We start from the raw sequence: 18,803 nt of genomic DNA, 5'->3' as shown, positions 1-18,803 counted from the left end.
CAAGGTTTTCCTATCGAAACGCAGTCATGACTACGACCGAAGAAGCACCTCTGCCGGACGAAACACCGGAGCTGGCAAAAACCATCCGCGAGCGGCTGGGGACACGTTCAATCGTGCTTGTCGGCCTGATGGGGGCTGGCAAATCCACAGTTGGTAAAAAGCTTGCATCACTTGTTGAGCTGCCTTTTTTCGATGCGGATCACGAGATTGAAAAAGTCTCGACAATGACCATTCCCGAACTGTTTGAAGCTTATGGAGAAGCGGAGTTCCGTGACCTTGAGCGGCGCGTTATCGCGCGCATGCTGGAAGAAGGGCCGATTGTGCTGGCGACCGGCGGCGGCGCCTATATGAATGAGCAGACGCGGGGTGCAATCGCATCGACAGGTGTTTCCGTATGGCTCAAAGCTGAGCTTGATGTTCTGATGGCGCGTGTGGTGCGCAAACAGAACCGGCCATTGCTCAAAAACAGCGATCCGCGTGGTGTCATGGAACGGCTGATGAGTGAGCGTTATCCGGTCTATGGCTATGCAGACCTGACGATCAATTCACGGGAAGAGAAAAAAGAAATCATCGCTTTTGAAGCGATGCAGGCTATCGCAGCGCATCTGGACGGGCGGGCCCATTCAAATGAGACAAACATGAATGAGGATGCGGGGTCATGACGGATCAAGCCGAAAGTACAATTGTTCCGGTCAAACTGGGCGACCGCTCCTACGACATCCTCATCGGCGCAGGGCTTATTGAACGTGCAGGGCAGGAAATCGTTTCGCGCGCAGGCAAGACAATGCGTGCGGCAATCGTCAGTGATGAAACGGTCGCCGGATTGCACATTGAACGATTGCAGGCAAGCCTAACTGCCGCCGGCATAGAATCCAAGCCAGTCGTGGTTGCTCCGGGAGAGCAATCAAAATGTTTTGCAACGCTCGAGACAGTGACCAATGCCATTTTGGCCGCGAGGCTTGAGCGCGGCGATATCGTGATTGCATTTGGTGGTGGTGTTATCGGCGATCTTGCCGGATTTGCAGCAGGTATTGCCCGGCGCGGCATGGGGTTTGTGCAGATACCGACCTCGCTGCTGGCGCAAGTGGATAGCTCGGTTGGCGGAAAAACCGGCATCAACACCACGCACGGTAAAAACCTTGTCGGCGTATTCTACCAGCCGCAGCTGGTACTGGCCGACACAGATGTGCTGAACACGCTTTCCTTGCGCGAGTTCCGCGCGGGATATGCGGAAGTGGCAAAATACGGGCTGATCGACCGGCCGGACTTTTTTGCCTGGCTCGAAGCCAATTGGGGTGGCATTTTCGATGGCGGACCCGAGCGTACGGAAGCGATCGCCCTTGCCTGTCAGTCCAAGGCCGATGTGGTGGCGCGTGACGAATTCGAGATGGGTGACAGGGCGCTTCTCAATCTCGGCCATACATTCGGCCATGCACTCGAAACAGCAACAAAATATGATTCCACGCGTCTCGTTCATGGTGAGGGTGTTTCCATCGGCATGGTTCTGGCGCATCAGTTTTCGGCCAAAATGAATCTGGCGAGTCCGGACGATGCGCTGCGGGTGGAGAAACATTTGCGTGCCGTAGGCTTGCCGGTTTCCATCGATGAAATCCCCGGGGAGCTTCCGCCGGCAGAAAAACTGATGGAATATATTGCACAGGATAAAAAGGTTGCGCGGGGCGCGCTTACCTTCATTCTTACACGCGGTATTGGCCAGTCATTCATTGCCAAGGATGTTCCGCCCTCAGCGGTCCTGAGCTTCCTGCAGGAGAAAGATAAAAAATGACTTTGGAAATCTGGATCTTCTGCGGAATTATTTTCGGTTTGATCCTGATGTCCGGTCTTTTTTCAGGGTCTGAGACCGCACTGACGGCCGTTTCGCGCGCTCGGATGCATCGCCTGGCAAATCGTGGCGACGAGCGTGCGACCATTGTAGAAAAACTCATTGAGAAGCGTGACAGATTGATCGGCGTCATGCTGATCGGCAATAATCTTATCAATATTCTGGCTTCGTCGCTGACGACCAGTCTGTTGCTGGACCTGTTCGGTCAGGCGGGTGTAGCCTATGCAACTGCCATCATGACGGTGCTTTTGGTGATTTTTGCTGAAGTGCTGCCGAAGTCCTGGGCGATATCAAGCCCGGACCGCAATTCACTCGCTCTTGTGCGATTTGCGCAAGTGGCGGTTTGGATATTTGGACCCATTTCCGATCTGGTAAACTGGATCGTGCGCAAGATATTGGCGCTTTTCGGAATCAATCTTGCCGCTGGCAGTTCAATGCTTTCGGCGCAGGAAGAGCTGCGCGGGGCAGTTGACTTGCTCCATAAGGAAGGCTCAGTCGTGAAGGGGGATCGCGACCAGATCGGCGGATTGCTCGACCTGCGCGAGCTGGAAGTTTATGATGTGATGATCCATCGTACGGATATGGATTCGGTTAATGCCGATGATCCGATTGAGACAATCATTACTGAAATTCTTGCCAGCCACCACACGCGTATTCCGATGTGGAGAGGCACCAACGATAATTTCGTCGGTGTGATTCATACCAAGGACCTTGTGCGCGCAATCAGGGATGCCAATCGCGATTTTTCCAAGATAAACATCATGAAGGTCGCGACCAAGCCATGGTTCGTACCGGATACAACCACGCTACAGGATCAGCTCAACGCATTTTTGCGCCGCAAGGCACATATTGCCATTGTCGTTGACGAGTATGGCGATGTGCAGGGGCTGATCACGCTTGAGGATATTCTTGAGGAGATCGTCGGCGATATCGCAGATGAGCATGACATTGATGTGCAGGGTGTGCGCCCGCAGCCAGACGGATCAATTCTTGTCGATGGATCGGTGCCAATCCGCGATCTCAATCGCGCGCTGGACTGGAGCCTGCCTGATGCCGAAGCTACGACTATTGCAGGGCTTGTCATTCACGAGACACAGAGCATTCCTAAAGAAAAACAGGCCTATACGTTCCATGGCAAGCGATTCACGATCATCAAGCGCGAAAAGAACAGGATAACAAGGTTGCGTATCCGACCTGTCGAGGATGAGGAAAAGCCGAAGCCGCGATAATTTTGCGGCTTCATATTAACCGGGGTTTACATGCATATTCTTATTGCGATCATCGGCTTGGCGGCGCTTGTTTTGTTCTGGGCCCTGCGGGCGCACTCGACGGTCAGGGCTGTGCGTGAGCTCGATCGGGATACGAAAGGCCTGCAACGAAAGGCGAAATTCGGATTGCAGAACCTTATCGGTAGTCCGTACAGCCGCATCAAGGACCCGCGTCTAGCCGCTTCCATATTGATGATTCAACTGGTGCGAACAGGCGCTCCGGTTACAGCCGACGAAAAAATGAAAATACTGGAATTGATCAGCGGCACATTGAAGATCGAAGACCCGGACGCAATGTTTCAAAAAGCTTGGCGCTACACGAAGAATCGCGGCTTTTTCTCACCAATGGCTGATGAAATGGTGCCCATGCTGCGCGACCGTCTTACACGGTATGAGCGGCTGCAATTGATTGACATGCTACACCAGACCGCATCTGCCTACGGCGAGCCCAGCGAATTGCAAGCCGGAATGATCGCGCGCATGAAACGCCAGTTGGTGCAAGATTGAGCTTTGCAAAAGTAGTTTTTAACGCCGCGTTGCCTCACCCGGGGCGGATGGTTCGAGCGCCAAGGCATGGACGCTGCCCTTCAGTTCCGCATCGAGAACTTCGTTGATTGCCCGGTGGCGGGCGACACGGGACATTCCGGCAAAAGCCTCCGCGACAATCCGCACGCGAAAATGCGTTTCGCCTGAACCGTCAAATGTGCCATGATGGTCACTGTCAGAATGATGGTGACCGGCGTGCAGGTGGCTTTCATTGATGACAGCCAATGAAACGGGATGAAAAGCCTGTGTCAGTTTGTTTTCGATTGCTGACTGAGTGGACATTTCGTTCTCCTGCGCCCATATGGTAGTTTCATTTGGCAAATCCGAACATGATCACAAATTTACCGCCATTTCAGGCGTTAGGTTAATCCGTGTGCGAATGTCAATTCACGTCAAGCCAAGATAATCTTATTCGATGACCACAAGTTCTAAATATTTCGATAGCATCCGTATCCGCCCCAAGAAGGCGGACGAGGAAAAATCACGCACACCCGTGTGCCAATGGGACGGCTGTGACAAGCCCGGTCCTCACCGTGCGCCGGTGGGCCGCGAGAAGGAAGGCGAGTTCTTCCATTTCTGTATTGACCACGTGCGCGAGTACAATAAGGGCTATAATTATTTTTCCGGACTGTCTGATACGGAAGTTGCGCGCTACCAGAAGGAAGCCCTGACCGGTGATCGTCCGACATGGACCGTTGCAGGTCTGCCGGGAAGTGGAGCCGGAGCGAGTGCCAGCACACGCGCGCAAGCCAGCGCCAGTGCAAAGACTTCACCGGACTTTTCAAAGTTGCGTTCAGGGCGTGCTGCCTATCAAAACAGGTTTCGCGATCCCAATAGCGTGTTCACCACTGCGCGCGCTCATGTGCGCAAGCTGAAACCATTGGAGTCAAAAGCGCTGGATACGCTCGGTTTGGGCGCAAAAGCTACTGGCGAAGACATAAAGTCGCGCTATAAAGAACTGGTGAAGCGCCACCACCCCGATGCAAACGGCGGTGATCGGGCTTCCGAGGATCGTTTCCGTGACGTAATCCAGGCCTATCAATTGCTCAAGACGGCTGGTTTCTGCTAACCACTCATGGGCTGAATTCAGGATCTCGATACGAGGTTCGCTATTTTTATGCGTCTGCGCGTGCAGTCGCGCTGGAGGCATGATGAATAAGGTTGATCGCGATATTGCGAATTTGCCGGATACAACGGTTTCTGTAGAAAAGCTTTTCGGATTCCAGTCCGACATGATGGTCCCGGCCTATAAGGCTGGTGATGCCTACGTCCCGGAAATCGATACGGACTATCTTTTCGACAAGGCAACGACGCTTGCCATCCTGGCAGGGTTTGCGTTCAACCGCCGTGTCATGGTGTCCGGCTATCACGGCACGGGCAAGTCCACGCATATCGAACAGGTCGCGGCCCGCCTCAACTGGCCATGCGTGCGCGTCAATCTCGACAGCCACGTCAGCCGTATTGATCTTGTCGGTAAAGACGCAATCGTCGTAAAGGAAGGCATGCAGATCACGGAATTCCGCGATGGCATTCTGCCTTGGGCCTACCAGCACAATGTTGCTCTGGTTTTCGACGAATATGATGCCGGTCGCCCGGACGTGATGTTCGTTATCCAGCGCGTGCTTGAATCATCCGGCCGCCTGACCCTTCTGGATCAAAGCCGCGTTATCCGGCCTCATCCGGCGTTCCGCCTGTTTGCAACCGCAAATACGGTTGGCCTTGGCGATACGACTGGCCTTTACCACGGCACGCAGCAGATCAATCAGGCGCAGATGGATCGCTGGTCCATCGTGACAACCCTCAACTATCTGCCGCATGACAATGAAGCGGCAATCGTTGCAGCGAAGGCCAAGCACTACCAGAACAAGGAAGGCAAGGAGATCGTCTCCAAAATGGTCCGCGTTGCCGACATGACCCGCGCTGCGTTTATCAATGGCGATCTGTCGACTGTCATGAGCCCGCGCACGGTTATTACCTGGGCGGAAAATGCCGATATCTTCAAGGATGTCGGATTTGCCTTCCGGCTGACCTTCCTCAACAAGTGCGATGAGCTGGAGCGTCCTATCGTGGCTGAGTTCTATCAGCGCGCTTTTGGCAAGGAACTGCCTGAATCCACAGCAAACGTGGTTATCGGTTAAGAGCATAGCGGGAAATGGCAGGTCCGGGAGATAACTCACGTGCGGTACCGAAAGGTCCGGTAGACAGCGAGCCCTTCAAGCGCGCTGTTACCGCCTGCATGCGTGCCATTGCCGGTGACCATGAGCTGGAAGTCGGCTTTGGCAATGACAAACCAGCACTTACCGGTCATCGCGCGCGCCTTCCTGATCTGCCCAAACGCCCGACAGCCAATGATATTGCCGTAACCCGCGGTATCGGCGATTCAATGGCGCTGCGTCGGGCCTGCCATAATGACCGCATCCATGCGACGCTTGCCCCTGAAGGCAAGCAGGCGAGGGCGATATTCGATGCTGTCGAGCAGGCGCGTGTCGAGGCGATCGGCTCGCTGCGTATGGAAGGCGTTGCGGAAAATCTGAACTCGATGCTGGCGGACAAATATGCCCGCGCCAATTTTCCGGCAATTACCGACAAGGCGGAAGCGCCACTTGAGGAAGCCGTGGCTTTGCTGGTGCGTGAAAAGCTGACTGGCCGCAAGGCGCCGGAATCAGCCGGGAACGTACTTGATCTGTGGCGTGACTGGATCGAGGAGAAGGCGGCTACCGATCTCGATCATCTCTCCGACAAGATCAATGATCAGAATGCATTTGCGCGGGTTGTGCGCGAAATGCTGGCTTCGATGGAAATGGCAGAAGAACTGGCGCAGGAAAGCCAGGATGACGACAGCCAGACGAACGAGGAAGACCAGCCCGAGCCTGAAGAAAACAATGAAGGCGGCTCTGAAGAGGATCAGGGTAGCGATTCATCTGAAAATGATGATTCCGACACATCCAGTGACGACAGTCAGGCGGGTGAAACGGAAGCTGCCGATGCCTCATCCGACGATATGGATGAAGATTCAGATGCCGATGCGGAAATCCCGGGTGAGTCCCGGCGGCCCAATCAGCCATTCTCCAATCTTGGCTCAGAGAGCGGTTACAAGATCTACACGCAGGAATTTGACGAGACGACTGATGCGGAAGAGCTGTGCGACGAGGCTGAACTTGAACGCCTTCGTGCTTTCCTCGACAAGCAGCTTGCCAATCTTTCCGGTGTTGTCGGCCGTCTTGCGAACAGGCTGCAGCGCCGCCTGATGGCGCAGCAGAACCGCTCTTGGGATTTTGATCTCGAAGAGGGATATCTCGATAGCGCGCGTCTGGTACGCATTGTGATCGACCCGACACAGCCGCTTTCCTACAAGATGGAACGCGATACGGATTTTCGCGATACCGTTGTCACGCTGTTGATCGATAATTCCGGTTCGATGCGCGGCAGGCCTATCACTGTTGCTGCGACCTGCGCTGATATTTTGGCACGAACGCTGGAGCGTTGCGGCGTAAAGGTCGAAATTCTTGGCTTCACGACCAAGGCGTGGAAGGGCGGACAAGCCCGTGAAGCCTGGCTGGAACGTGGCAAGCAGCCTAATCCGGGTCGTCTGAATGATTTACGCCACATCGTCTATAAACGCGCGGATGCCCCATGGCGCCGCTCACGGCGCAATCTCGGCCTCATGATGCGTGAAGGTCTCCTGAAGGAGAACATTGACGGTGAAGCGCTGATCTGGGCGCATCAGCGTTTGCTCGCGCGTCCTGAGCAACGCCGTATCCTGATGATGATTTCGGATGGAGCGCCAGTCGATGACAGCACCCTGTCGGTCAATCCGGGTAATTATCTGGAACGGCATCTGCGCGCTGTCATCGAAGAAATCGAAACCAAATCACCCGTGGAGCTGATTGCCATTGGTATCGGCCATGACGTGACACGTTATTACCGGCGTGCCGTGACGATTGTCGATGCGGAGGAACTGGCGGGTGCGATGACTGAGCAGCTTGCGTCTCTGTTTGAAGAGCAGGGGCGTTCAGCTGCAAAAAAAGCCGGGCGCCGATAGAATGAGACCAGCTGCGCTGCTTTGCTGGCGCGTCGGGTGGGTGCTGGCTTTCATCGTGACCTGCTCCATGGCTCTGGCGCAAGAGCCGGGTGTTTCTTCTCTCAAGATCAAGTCCCGCGTCATTTCCAATTTTCAGCTCGGCTCATCGGAAACCAGTTTCGGTTCATTCGAGTTTGTCGGCGGTCTGGATATGTCCTCGACAAGTGATCGTTTCGGCAGCATGTCAGCATTTCATTTTCTCGATGCCGGGCACCAATTCCTCGGAGTTACCGATACAGGCTCCTGGTATACGGGCAGAATCATGCGCGATGCAGATGGTAAACCGGCAGCTGTTGAAGATTACCGGATGGCTCCCATTCTGGGTGGGGACGGCTTGCCGGTTGATGGAAAGCGGGATTCCGACGCTGAGGGCATGAACGTCTCTGGTCAAACAGTCACGGTGTCTTTTGAACGCAATCACCGGATCGCCGAGTACAGGCTTGATCTGGAAAATTTTGCTTCGCTGCCAAATATCCTGCCGCTGGCTATTCCAAAAGAAGAATTGAGAACGAATCGCGGGATCGAGACCGTCGCTTATGCTCCTGCGAACAGTCCGTTGCAGGGCGCGCGGGTGGCCGTGACGGAGATGAGTCTGAACAAGGCCGGAGACATATTCGCGACTGTGCTGGAAGGTCCGCGCAAGGGCCTCTTTTATGTCCAGCGAAGAGATGGTTTCGACATAAGCGATGGCGATTTTCTGCCTGATGGCGATCTTTTGCTGCTCGAGCGCAAATACAGCATCATCACCGGCATCAGCATACGCTTGCGCCGCATTCCAGGCGATGCAATCAGGCCGGGTGCAACTGTGGATGGGCCAATGCTGCTTGAGGCCGATCTGAGCTATCAGATCGATAATATGGAGGGCTTGGATGTCTGGCAGGCAGCAGATGGCTCCACGCGCGTATCGATAATCTCAGACGACAATTTTTCTGTCGTCCAGAGAAATCTCTATCTGGAGTTCCGGTTGGCCGAATAGATGGCCGGCGCGAAGATTGCAAGGATTGCACCGTAAGGCACCAGCATGACCACGGCCATCACGATCTTGACGAGCAGGTCGCCGAAGCCCAGCGATGCCCATAGCGGGATTTCAGAACCGAAAAAGGGTACCGGCATTGCCAATGACGAATCGGGCTGGCCGGTCATCGCGTCAATCCACGCGAACCGCGCGGCAAAGGCGATGGAGAAAAACAGCAGCGTATCCAGCAGGGAACCGAAAATTGCCGCAGCAAAAGGTGCCTTCCACCACGTCAACTGACGCAATTTGTTGAAGGCCGTTATGTCGAGAAGCTGTGCCGTAAGGAAAGCCGTGCCGGATGCGATGGCAATGCGCGGTGTCGCGAGCCAGACGGACAATACAACTGCAATCGCAAAGCCTGCATAGACAACGCGTCTGGCAAAGACAGGACCAAACCTGCGATTGGAAAGGTCATTGACCAGAAAAGCTATCGGATAAGTGAATGCGCCGTAGGTGAGAATCTCGCCCAATCCAAAGTGATTGAATGGATATTGAACAAGAATATTGGACGCAGCGACAACTGCGCACATGGCCAGAACGGGCAGAACAAAATCGGACAGGGAGTGAGCGCGACTGAGCGGCATTTTTTTATCCTGGGTAATGGAACCAGCAACAATAAGGCCAGCATAGGCTGGCCTCGATGATCAAGCAATGAAGATGTGCTTATTAAGCAGCAGCAACCGGAGCTTCAAGAAGCTTCTTGGCAATCTGGCGCTTCAGGAGACGGGCACGCTGTGACAGCTCCTTCTCGTCAGCCTTGACCAGGAATGCATCCAGACCACCGCGATGCTCGACGCTGCGAAGCGCATGAGCTGTAACGCGCAGGCGATAGCTCTGACCCAAAGCTTCGGAGATCAGTGTTACCTGGCAAAGATTTGGCAAAAAGCGGCGGCGCGTACGGTTGTTCGCGTGGCTCACATTGTTGCCGTACTGGACCGACTTGGCGGTCAATTCACATGTGCGGGACATTGGGTCTCACCTTTAAATTTCATTCCCGCCGATCCAAATTCTGTCTTTTGCCATCGCATGTTGCCACGCAGCGGCTCAGCTTTCGGAAAGGCGGCCTATTGGGAAGTTGCGTTTCTATAGTGATATGAGCCTCACGCGTCAAGTGTGTATATGCGCTGTTTAGGCCATCCACTGTGCATTTCATCCCACTCGCCCGGTGTTTATCACAACTTTGCCTGCTTTATAAACCAGCAGTAACCGTAGGGACTGCGTTGGACAGGAATACAATAAAATGAAAGCCAGTCGGCATTTCTGCAATTGGATGTTGATGGCGGCCTGCGTTGCGGGCGCCACAGGCATGGTAGGAGGCGCAGCCCATGCAGCGCAAATCTACAAATCTGAGTATCGCGTTTCCCTCTACGGCCTGACTATCGCACGTGCCAGCTTTTCGACGAACGTTTCCGATAGCCGCGCCTATGAGGTCAATGGCAAATTGATGAGCTCGGGGCTTGGCAGTCTGTTTGACGACACGAGCGGCACGCTTGACGCGAAGGGCCAGTATAGCGAAGCCGGTCCGGTGCCGGGTTCGTATGTGGTGAAGTACAAGCATGGCAAACGCAACAAGACCACGACGATTGCTTTTGCCAATGGCAATGTGACTTCGACAGTCAATGTTCCGCCAATCAAGAAGAAGAGCAACTGGGTTGAATTGAAACCCGATGACCTGAAATCAGTCGCTGACCCGCTGTCCGGCGTAATGGTAGCTGCCGATAGTCTCGATCAGATATGTTCGAAGACACTGCATATGTATGACGGGCAAACCCGCATTGATCTGAAGCTTTCGCCGGAGAGCAAACCGCAGCCTTTCGCCACGGATGGATTCAAAGGTGATGCCATCACCTGCTCAGCAAAATTCGTGCCGATTTCCGGCTATCAATCAGGCCGGAAAGCCATCGAATATCTGAAAAATTCCAGCAGGATCAGTATGACCTTTGCATCGCTTGGCAAGTCCGGTATCTATTCGCCGGTGCAGGCGAAAATCGGCACGCAGATCGGTACGGTGAGTGTTTACGCAACCCGTTTCGAGAAGACACAGTAAGCGGCTGCGCGCCGCCTGTTGATTGGGGGCAGCGTGGCTACATTCGTTGGATTTCTTGCCGTTGTCATGTGGGCAATGCTTGCCCTGTTTACCGATGTATCGGGCAAGGTGCCGCCATTCCAATTGACTGCAATGACGTTCGCGATCGGTGCGAGCCTTGGACTGATCTCATGGACATGGCGACCGGGTGCCGCCAGACATCTGCGCCAGCCGATAAAAGTCTGGATGCTCGGTGTCATTGGGCTTTTCGGGTACCACTTTCTTTATTTCACGGCCCTGCGGAATGCGCCAGCTGTCGATGCCAGCCTTATTGCCTATCTCTGGCCGCTCTTCATCGTTGTCGGTTCCGCCTTGATGCCCGGTGAAAGACTGCGCTGGTATCATATTTTGGGGACTCTGCTTGGTCTTTCGGGCACTGTGCTGATCATCACCAAGGGTGGCGGACTGGGCTTTGATCCGCAATACAGTTTCGGCTATGCGATGGCAGGTCTTTGCGCGCTGACATGGGCGGGGTATTCGCTGCTGTCACGCCGCTTTGCCGAGGTGCCGACCGATGCGGTGACGGGCTTTTGCATCGTGACCTCGGTACTCTCACTCATTTCCCATCTGCTGTTGGAGCAAACCGTCTGGCCGGAAGGTCTGGTGCAATGGCTGGCTGTGCTCGGGCTCGGGCTATTTCCGGTAGGTGCAGCGTTCTATGTTTGGGATTATGGCGTCAAGCGCGGCAATATTCAGGTGCTGGGCGCTTCCAGCTATGCGGCACCACTCCTGTCGACACTTGTTTTGATTGTCGCCGGCGTAACAGAGCCGACGATGCGCGTATTGCTGGCTTGTGCGCTGATTACACTGGGCGCGGTACTTGCGGCCAAGGATATGCTCATTAAGAAGCGCTAGGCTCCCAACCGTGCGGGGCAAGTTCGAACTGGGCAAAGTTGAATCCCGGTGCGACTGTGCAGCCGACAAGCGTCCAGTCGCCGAGGCTTTTTGCCATCTGCCAATGCCCTGCAGGAACCACCGCCTGCGGACGCTGACCGGCAGCAAGATCGATGCCAAGAATCTGGGTACTTATGGGCTCTTTGCCGGAGGCAATTGTCAGCTCCAATGGCGCCCCGCCATAATAGTGCCAGACCTCTGCCGCATCGGTCACGCGGTGCCATCGGGATATCTCGCCCTTCTCAAGCAGGAAATATATGGCTGTGGAGTGGCCGCGCTTGCAAACCTGCGGTTCGGCCTTGTTGTCGCGAAATGTTTCGACATAGGCGCCGCCTTCGGGGTGAGGTTCAAGCCCGAGAATCTCTTTGATCTGTTCGGCTGTAGGGGTCATCAGAAATGATCCTTCCGCTTGCGAATCTCCGCAAATACCGCCTCATCAGTGGCGTTTTCCAGTTTGAGATTTCTGCGAATGGCCGGGTCATGCCAGCGCAGAAAAGGGTTGGTGGCCATCTCGCGAAGAATTGTTGAAGGCAGTGTCGGTTGGCCCGCCGCACGCAAAGCTGTGATTTCCCTGGCCCGTTCTTTCAGGGCCGAATTGTCCGGATCGATTGTCAGCGCGAAACGTGCATTGCTTTCACTGTATTCGTGTCCGCAATAGACTTGCGTGTCACCTGGCAAAGCCACGAGCTTTTGCAGCGACTTGAACATGGTTGCCGGAGTGCCTTCCAGAAGGCGGCCACAACCAAGAGAAAACAATGTGTCGCCGGCGAAGAGCACTTTTGCAGAGGGGATATGGAACGAGATTTCCCCATTGGTGTGCCCTGGAGTCGAAATGACTTCGATGTCAAAACTACCGAACTGGAAATGTTCGCCATGGCTTAGCGTGCGGTCAATCCCGGGAATCTGGGACTTCTCGTCTTCAGGCCCGATGATTTCCACGCCGAAGCGCTTCTTGAGAGCCAGATTGGCTTCGACATGATCATTATGGTGGTGGGTGGTCAGGATATGGGTAAGCTTCCATCCGCGTCGCTTGAGCGCGTCAAGAATAGGCTGCTCTTCCGGCGCGTCTATGGATGCGGTGAGATTAGTCTCCGGATCGTGGATGAGAACACCGAAATTATCGCTGCGGGCGGAAAACTGTTCGATTTGCAAATTGGTCATGGGTCTCTCTTCGTTCCTGTCAGGACCAAGATAAGCCGCCGCCGTGGATGCGCAACCCCGCCAAGCGGGCATTTTCTTGATGTTCTCAATTGACGTGGTAGTTTGCCTGCCATGCATCTCGATATCATCGATCTTCGGACCTTTTACGCCTCGACCCTCGGTCATCTGACGGAGCGTTCAATTACCATGGCTCTGGCTGCGATGTGGCCGAAACTGCCCGGCGAACGTCTTGTGGGTCTGGGATATGCTGCTCCCTATCTGGACAGGTTTCGCGCCGATACGGAACGAACTTTTGCCTTCATGCCAGCCGGGCAGGGGGCTGCAAGCTGGCCGTCAATGGAGCCGTCATCGACGGCCCTGATTTTCGAGGAAGAACTCCCCCTGCCGGATTCAGCCGTGGACAGGATATTGCTTATGCACGCGCTGGAGCATGCGGAAGACCCCCGGGAAACATTGAAGGAGATGTGGCGGGTGCTGGCACCAAACGGCAGGCTGGTGATTGTCGTTCCCAACCGCCGGGGCCTGTGGGCACGTTTTGAACATACGCCTTTTGGCAGCGGCAGGCCCTATAGCCGTGGCCAGCTCATCCGGCTTTTGCGGGAAACAAATTTTACACCCGGCCCATGGGGTGAGGCGCTGTTCTTTCCACCCTCATCACGGCGCTGGATGATGCGTCCTTCGTCACTGTTCGAACGGATTGGCAGGCGGTTCTGGCCGATGTTCTCCGGCGTGGTTATTGTTGAGGCGCAAAAGCGGGTTTATCAGGGATTGCCAGTGGCCAAGCGCACCTCGCGGCGCGTTTTCGTGCCAGTGCTTTCGCCGCAGGGCACAGCCATGCGGCGCGATGGCCCCGATGAAGACTAACGGCGGAGCAGGAACACTGCCTGCTGGCCAAAGAGATTCCAGAAGCCCCAAGGCATATTGAACGCAAGGCGCTGACCGAGGGCGTTCAACGCAACGGCAGATTCCACGTGCGCGCCGACTTCCTTGGTCATATCGACAAAGTCGTTGATGGTGCAAAAGTGGATGTTTGGCGTGTCATACCAGCTATAGGGCAGCTCTTTGGTGACAGGCATGCGCCCATTGATCGCCAACGAGGCCCGCATGCGCCAATGGCCGAAATTGGGGAACGAGACGATGGCCTTTTCGCCGATCCGCAGAAGCTCGGTAAGCACATATTTGGGATTGCGGGTTGCCTGCAATGTCTGGCTGAGGATCACATAGTCAAAGCCGCCATCCGGATAATATTTCAGATCACTGTCCGCATCGCCTTGAATAACCGAAAGGCCGCGCGCGACGGATTCACTGACGCCCTTTTGCGAAAGCTCTACGCCGCGTCCATCAACGCCTTTACTTGTCTGCAGAAGTTCCAGTAATTCACCGTCGCCGGAGCCGACGTCGAGCACGCGCGAACCGGGTTCAATCAGCGAGGCGATGACGGCAAAATCGACGCGGGGATGACTATTGATGCTCATGATGGAAGTAGTCCCTTGGCCCGTGCCGCCGAACGCAGGAAGCCATTAACAGCAGAGAACATTTCCGGCTCGTCCAGCAGGAATGAATCATGGCCACGATCCGATTCGATCTCGACGAATGAGACCGAAGCCCCTGCCGCATTCAAGGCATGGGCTACAGTGCGGCTTTCGCTGGTCGGGAACAGCCAATCGCTGGTGAAGGAAACAATACAAAAGCGCGTCTTTGTACCGGCAAAGGCATCGGCAAGACGCCCTTCATGCTCGGCAGCCAGATCAAAATAGTCCATGGCGCGCGTCATGTAGAGATAGGAATTGGCGTCGAAACGCTCAACAAACGTATTGCCCTGATGGCGCAGATAGCTCTCGATCTGGAAATCCGCATCAAAGCCGAATGTCACATTTTGACGGTCTTGCAGATTGCGACCGAACTTGTTGTGCAGCGCCGTTTCCGAAAGGTAGGTGATGTGCGCTGCCATGCGGGCGACTGAGAGACCCTTGCGCGGGACTGTTCCAGCCTCAAGATAGCGGCCTTCCTTCCATTCCGGATCAGCCATGACGGCCTGACGCCCAACCTCGTGGAAGGCGATATTCTGCGAGGAGTGACGGGCACCCGTGGCGAGCGCTACTGCTGCAAAAACTTTGTCGGAATGGCTGGATGCCCACTCCAACACCTGCATGCCGCCCATGGAACCGCCGACGACAGCGAAAAGCTGTTCAATGCCGAAATGCTCGACCAGCATTGCCTGAGCGCGCACCATATCCGCAATTGTAATGATCGGAAGATCAAGCGCATAGGGCTTGCCGGTTTCAGGATTGATCGAAGCCGGACCGGTTGAACCGAGGCAGCCGCCCAAGACATTCGAGCACAGGACGAAATAGCGGTCAGTATCGATAGGCTTACCGGGTCCCACAAGTAATTCCCACCAACCGGACTTGCCGGTCACAGGATGGACGTTAGCCACATGCTGGTCACCTGTCAGGGCGTGGCAGATCAGGATCGCGTTGGATTTGTCCTCATTCAGCGTGCCGTAAGACTGATAGGCAATGCGGAACGGTGAAAGCGATACACCACTGTCGAGATTCAAAGGCTTGTCCGCGCCAAATTCGACCACCGGACTGTGGGGATTGGTCGCTTCCTGACTTTTGGATGCTTTGTAAGCGGTGGGTCGAGTGGCTTTGGTCATATTGATGTTGATTGCCGTGAAATCCTGCTGAAAAAGATTGGCCGTAGCTATGGTCGCGCATGAGCCAAAGTCAAGTTGTTCTCGACATCTGGTCTCCAGACAGCTATGTCCGCGACGGAGTTTTTTGCCGCTTAACGGGTGAACAATTATGTCAACGACACTTAAAGACCTACGTCCAACACCAAAAACCGGGTTGCTTGATATCGCTGCCTATGTGCCCGGCAAGGAACATGCGCATGGTGTTGCCAAGGTCTATAAGCTGTCGTCCAACGAATCCCCGCTTGGCGCGAGCACACTTGCAGCCGACGCTTTCGCAACGGCGGCAAAGAATCTTGAAATCTATCCGGATGGTCAGGCCACTGCTCTCAAGCAGGCAATTGCTGAAGTACATGGATTGAACACGGGCAACATTCTTTGCGGAAATGGTTCTGACGAGTTGCTCGGCCTCCTTTGCCAGACCTATCTTTCACCCGGCGATGAGGCGGTCTACACGGAACACGGCTTTATGGTGTACAAGATTTACATCATGGCCACTGGTGGAACGCCGGTCGTTGCCAGAGAGAAGAATGAACAGGCCGAGGTCGACGCCATATTGAGCGTCGTTACGCCGCGCACAAAGATTGTATTTCTTGCCAATCCCAACAACCCGACTGGCACCTATCTGCCTTTCGAGGAAGTGCGCCGTCTGCATGCCGGACTGCCGAAGAATGTATTGCTGGTCCTCGATGCGGCCTATGCGGAATATGTCCGCCGCAATGATTACGAGTCCGGAATGGAACTGGTTTCATCTTCCGAGAATGTGGTGATGACACGGACATTCTCGAAGATTTATGGTCTTGCAGCGCTGCGGATCGGTTGGATGTTTGCACCCGCTCACGTCATTGATGCGGTCAACCGGATACGCGGCCCGTTCAATCTGAACTCCGCCGCCATTCTGGCAGGTGCCGCGGCGATTCGTGATCGCGCGCATATTGATCGCGCCGTCGCGTTCAACGATGAATGGCTGGCCTACATGGTGGAGCAATTGACGACGCTTGGCCTGCGGGTAACTCCCTCAGTGGGAAATTTCCTTCTCGTGCATTTCCCTGATGATGCAGCCAAATCCGCCGAAGCTGCCGACGCCTATCTGACGAGCAAGGGCTATATTTTGCGCCGCGTTACGGGATACGGATTTCCTAACGCGTTGCGCCTTACCATTGGATCCGAAGAAGCCAATCGCGGCGTAGTCGCTGCACTCTCCGAATTCCTGAAGTAAAAAATGTCCAACGTTCATTTCAATACAATCGCACTGATCGGTATCGGCCTGATCGGATCGTCACTGGCACGCGTGATCAAACGTGAAGGTCTGGCCGATCATGTCATTATCTCCACCCGAAGCGAAAGCACGCTGGCGCGGGCAAAAGAGCTTGGCCTCGGCGATGCTTACACACTTGATAGCGCTGAAGCCGTCAAGAATGCCGACCTCGTTGTGGTTTCGGTACCTGTCGGCTCATCGGGCGCAGTTGCGAAGCAGATAGCCGGCTCGCTGAAGCCGGGTGCAATCGTGACAGATGTGGGGTCAACCAAAGGCTCGGTCATTGCACAGATGCAGCCGGAATTGCCTTCGAATGTGCATTTTATTCCCGGCCATCCACTCGCAGGAACTGAATATTCCGGGCCGGATGCGGGCTTTGCCGATCTGTTCATCAATCGCTGGTGCATTCTGACGCCTCTTGAAGGCACCGATGCAGATGCCATCGAACGGCTGAAGAAATTCTGGGTAGCTTGCGGCTCGCGGCTCGACATAATGGACCCTACACATCACGACCGGGTTCTGGCGATTGTTTCGCATCTTCCGCACCTGATAGCTTACAATATCGTCGGTACGGCCAGCGATCTTGAGGAGGTTACCAACTCCGAAGTCATCAAATACTCCGCTTCGGGCTTCCGTGACTTCACTCGCCTTGCGGCGTCCGACCCCACCATGTGGCGCGATGTCTGCTTGCACAACAAGGATGCGATCCTTGAAATGCTGGCACGGTTTTCCGAAGATCTCGCATCATTGCAGCGTTCCGTGCGCTGGGGCGACGGCGATGCGCTGTTCGATCTTTTCACCCGAACACGTGCTGTGCGCCGTGGCATTATCGATGCAGGGCAGGAAATTGACGCTCCCGATTTCGGGCGCCAGAAGGCTACGCCGCAATCATAGGGATGGCAGGCGTCCAATACGGATAAAGCCCACCGACATTTTTCCGTTCTTCACGGTGATCGGGAGTGTCGGTGCGCCGCTTGCATCCTTGGGAACAAAGGCCATCGCCTGAAGTACAGAAGAGATTGTGCTTTCCTCGTCCGGCAATATTTCCCGCATTGCCTGAGCGACACCTTCGGGATTGCGCATGGTCACATTGAAATCGCCGCTGATGCGGCCTTCATCGTCAACTGAAAACGGGCCGGAAATTGCGATGCCGCTGCCGTCGGTAAACCCCAGATCGACATTATTCAATTGGCCGCTCTGGCCGCGCAATATGCTTGCGTCTCTTTCCGGCTTACCGAGGAGAGCAAAGCCGTTTTCAAGTTCGATATCGGCTGCGCCGGTAAGCTCGGGCAGTGGGTGCTTGTAGACAATATTATCCGCGATTTTGAGCTTCTCGAAAGACCATGAAATATTCATCTTTGGCTCGGCTGTCGAAAAGCTTAACTTGCCGTCTTGCATGACTGCAATCGGCGCAGTTCCCGCTGCAGCACCACGTTGATTGACGACGATATCGTTACCCTGAACGGCAAGCTGCTTTGGTAATGGTTTGTCCAACCGGACGCTTGAACCCAGATTTTTCCACGTAATATCCAAAGGAATCATGCCCGGGGCATCGACCGCAGCTGGTCCTTCGATTCGGCTGACAATCTGCATCGGATCATAAACCTGCGCGGCGGCATTAAAGCTGCCAGCAGTAACAGAAAGGTTTTTCGCCTGATCGACCCAGCCGACTTTGGTGCAATCTAGGCCCAGCCTTATGGGGTAGCCACTCGCACCAGCGTTTTCGCAGGTGGCATCAATGCCCTTTTGCTTAAACGCGGCGAGGTTGGTCGCAACACGTGATTCAAGCTGATTGGCTAGATAAAACCAGCCGCCCGTATAGATGATACCGAGCAAAACGACGAAGCCCACCAGATATTTGAGGAGCTTTCCGGACTTGCGGGTTTCTGGGGTACTGCTTGACGGCATGGTGCGGCTCTCGCTATCGGTCAGGAAGATACTTTTGATTCAAATCCA

21 protein-coding genes are annotated in these 18,803 nt (G+C 54.8%); 13 read left to right on the top strand and 8 right to left on the bottom strand.

Translation table 11 applies throughout. The features are described 5' to 3' along the window. Window positions 1–26: 26 nt before the first annotated feature. From PMI41_RS20220 to PMI41_RS20205, 4 genes are read left to right on the top strand one after another with little or no spacing between them, the layout of a single operon-like run. Window positions 27–662: a shikimate kinase gene (locus PMI41_RS20220; protein WP_008127978.1), complete on the top strand. Its 636-nt coding sequence runs from the start codon at window positions 27–29 to the stop codon at window positions 660–662. Continuing rightward, entirely contained in the window at window positions 659–1,786 is a 1,128-nt protein-coding gene (aroB, locus tag PMI41_RS20215) for a 3-dehydroquinate synthase (RefSeq protein WP_008127977.1), read from the top strand. Before PMI41_RS20220 ends, aroB begins: the two co-directional genes overlap by 4 nt. Further along, complete coding sequence (locus tag PMI41_RS20210; protein WP_008127974.1) at window positions 1,783–3,072, top strand: HlyC/CorC family transporter; 1,290 nt, start codon at window positions 1,783–1,785, stop codon at window positions 3,070–3,072. Before aroB ends, PMI41_RS20210 begins: the two co-directional genes overlap by 4 nt. A gap of 30 nt (window positions 3,073–3,102) precedes the next feature. After that, window positions 3,103–3,618 (top strand): hypothetical protein, encoded by a 516-nt coding sequence (locus PMI41_RS20205; RefSeq protein WP_008127972.1) that lies wholly within the window; start codon window positions 3,103–3,105, stop codon window positions 3,616–3,618. 18 nt (window positions 3,619–3,636) lie between these two features. On the opposite strand, the gene PMI41_RS20200 is transcribed toward PMI41_RS20205, so the two are convergent. Further along, window positions 3,637–3,939: a BolA family protein gene (locus PMI41_RS20200; RefSeq protein ID WP_008127971.1), complete on the bottom strand. Its 303-nt coding sequence runs from the start codon at window positions 3,937–3,939 to the stop codon at window positions 3,637–3,639. Window positions 3,940–4,072: 133 nt separating this feature from the next. Between PMI41_RS20200 and PMI41_RS20195 the strand changes: the two genes are divergently transcribed. The 4 genes from PMI41_RS20195 to PMI41_RS20180 all read left to right on the top strand — a co-directional run bounded on the left by PMI41_RS20195 (window position 4,073) and on the right by PMI41_RS20180 (window position 8,714). Continuing rightward, the gene (locus PMI41_RS20195) at window positions 4,073–4,726 is read left to right on the top strand and encodes a DnaJ domain-containing protein (protein WP_008127969.1); all 654 of its coding nucleotides are present in this window, start codon (window positions 4,073–4,075) and stop codon (window positions 4,724–4,726) included. An 82-nt stretch (window positions 4,727–4,808) separates the two neighbouring features. After that, the gene (cobS, locus tag PMI41_RS20190; RefSeq protein WP_008127966.1) at window positions 4,809–5,795 is read left to right on the top strand and encodes a cobaltochelatase subunit CobS; all 987 of its coding nucleotides are present in this window, start codon (window positions 4,809–4,811) and stop codon (window positions 5,793–5,795) included. Window positions 5,796–5,809: 14 nt separating this feature from the next. Beyond that, window positions 5,810–7,699, top strand: coding sequence for a cobaltochelatase subunit CobT (cobT, locus tag PMI41_RS20185; protein WP_008127964.1), 1,890 nt, complete (start codon window positions 5,810–5,812; stop codon window positions 7,697–7,699). 1 nt (window position 7,700) lies between these two features. After that, on the top strand, window positions 7,701–8,714 hold the full coding sequence (locus tag PMI41_RS20180) for an esterase-like activity of phytase family protein (protein WP_008127963.1): 1,014 nt from the start codon (window positions 7,701–7,703) through the stop codon (window positions 8,712–8,714). On the opposite strand, the gene PMI41_RS20175 is transcribed toward PMI41_RS20180, so the two are convergent. Further along, window positions 8,687–9,337 carry a VUT family protein gene (locus PMI41_RS20175; protein ID WP_008127962.1) on the bottom strand — a complete coding sequence of 217 codons (651 nt, stop codon included), beginning with the start codon at window positions 9,335–9,337 and terminating at the stop codon, window positions 8,687–8,689. The two genes, PMI41_RS20180 and PMI41_RS20175, sit on opposite strands and share 28 nt — an antisense overlap. Window positions 9,338–9,419: 82 nt before the next feature. Beyond that, window positions 9,420–9,722, bottom strand: a complete 303-nt coding sequence (gene rpmB, locus PMI41_RS20170) for a 50S ribosomal protein L28 (RefSeq protein ID WP_008127961.1) — start codon at window positions 9,720–9,722, stop codon at window positions 9,420–9,422. Window positions 9,723–9,993: 271 nt separating this feature from the next. Here rpmB and PMI41_RS20165 point away from each other — a divergent pair, with 271 nt between their 5' ends. Then, on the top strand, window positions 9,994–10,800 hold the full coding sequence (locus PMI41_RS20165; protein ID WP_008127959.1) for a DUF3108 domain-containing protein: 807 nt from the start codon (window positions 9,994–9,996) through the stop codon (window positions 10,798–10,800). 33 nt (window positions 10,801–10,833) lie between these two features. Beyond that, entirely contained in the window at window positions 10,834–11,694 is an 861-nt protein-coding gene (locus tag PMI41_RS20160; protein WP_008127958.1) for an EamA family transporter, read from the top strand. Here PMI41_RS20160 and PMI41_RS20155 read toward each other — a convergent pair. Together PMI41_RS20155 and gloB are read right to left on the bottom strand one after the other, a co-directional pair. Further along, a complete protein-coding gene (locus PMI41_RS20155) occupies window positions 11,681–12,124 on the bottom strand; it encodes a cupin domain-containing protein (RefSeq protein WP_008127957.1) in 444 nt (147 codons plus the stop codon). The genes PMI41_RS20160 and PMI41_RS20155 overlap by 14 nt on opposite strands. After that, window positions 12,124–12,894 (bottom strand): hydroxyacylglutathione hydrolase, encoded by a 771-nt coding sequence (gene gloB / locus PMI41_RS20150; protein WP_008127956.1) that lies wholly within the window; start codon window positions 12,892–12,894, stop codon window positions 12,124–12,126. Before gloB ends, PMI41_RS20155 begins: the two co-directional genes overlap by 1 nt. Window positions 12,895–13,005: 111 nt before the next feature. On the opposite strand from gloB, the gene PMI41_RS20145 reads away from it, so the two are divergent. After that, on the top strand, window positions 13,006–13,758 hold the full coding sequence (locus tag PMI41_RS20145; RefSeq protein WP_008127953.1) for a class I SAM-dependent methyltransferase: 753 nt from the start codon (window positions 13,006–13,008) through the stop codon (window positions 13,756–13,758). Here the strand turns inward: PMI41_RS20145 and metW are convergent. Together metW and PMI41_RS20135 are read right to left on the bottom strand one after the other, a co-directional pair. Then, window positions 13,755–14,369: a methionine biosynthesis protein MetW gene (metW, locus tag PMI41_RS20140; protein ID WP_008127952.1), complete on the bottom strand. Its 615-nt coding sequence runs from the start codon at window positions 14,367–14,369 to the stop codon at window positions 13,755–13,757. The genes PMI41_RS20145 and metW overlap by 4 nt on opposite strands. After that, window positions 14,366–15,553: a homoserine O-acetyltransferase gene (locus PMI41_RS20135; RefSeq protein WP_008127950.1), complete on the bottom strand. Its 1,188-nt coding sequence runs from the start codon at window positions 15,551–15,553 to the stop codon at window positions 14,366–14,368. Before PMI41_RS20135 ends, metW begins: the two co-directional genes overlap by 4 nt. Window positions 15,554–15,701: 148 nt before the next feature. Here PMI41_RS20135 and hisC point away from each other — a divergent pair, with 148 nt between their 5' ends. Further along, a complete protein-coding gene (gene hisC / locus PMI41_RS20130; protein ID WP_008127948.1) occupies window positions 15,702–16,808 on the top strand; it encodes a histidinol-phosphate transaminase in 1,107 nt (368 codons plus the stop codon). A gap of 3 nt (window positions 16,809–16,811) precedes the next feature. After that, entirely contained in the window at window positions 16,812–17,741 is a 930-nt protein-coding gene (locus tag PMI41_RS20125; protein WP_008127946.1) for a prephenate/arogenate dehydrogenase family protein, read from the top strand. Here PMI41_RS20125 and PMI41_RS20120 read toward each other — a convergent pair. Further along, window positions 17,736–18,755: a DUF2125 domain-containing protein gene (locus PMI41_RS20120; RefSeq protein WP_008127944.1), complete on the bottom strand. Its 1,020-nt coding sequence runs from the start codon at window positions 18,753–18,755 to the stop codon at window positions 17,736–17,738. The two genes, PMI41_RS20125 and PMI41_RS20120, sit on opposite strands and share 6 nt — an antisense overlap. Window positions 18,756–18,803: the final 48 nt, after the last annotated feature.

Source organism: Phyllobacterium sp. YR531, from assembly GCF_000282595.1.
In the GTDB taxonomy this organism is placed as follows: Bacteria; Pseudomonadota; Alphaproteobacteria; order Rhizobiales; family Rhizobiaceae; genus Phyllobacterium.
The sequence above is the reverse complement of the archived record's forward strand: the minus strand, read 5'-3'. Positions and strand labels throughout refer to the sequence as shown.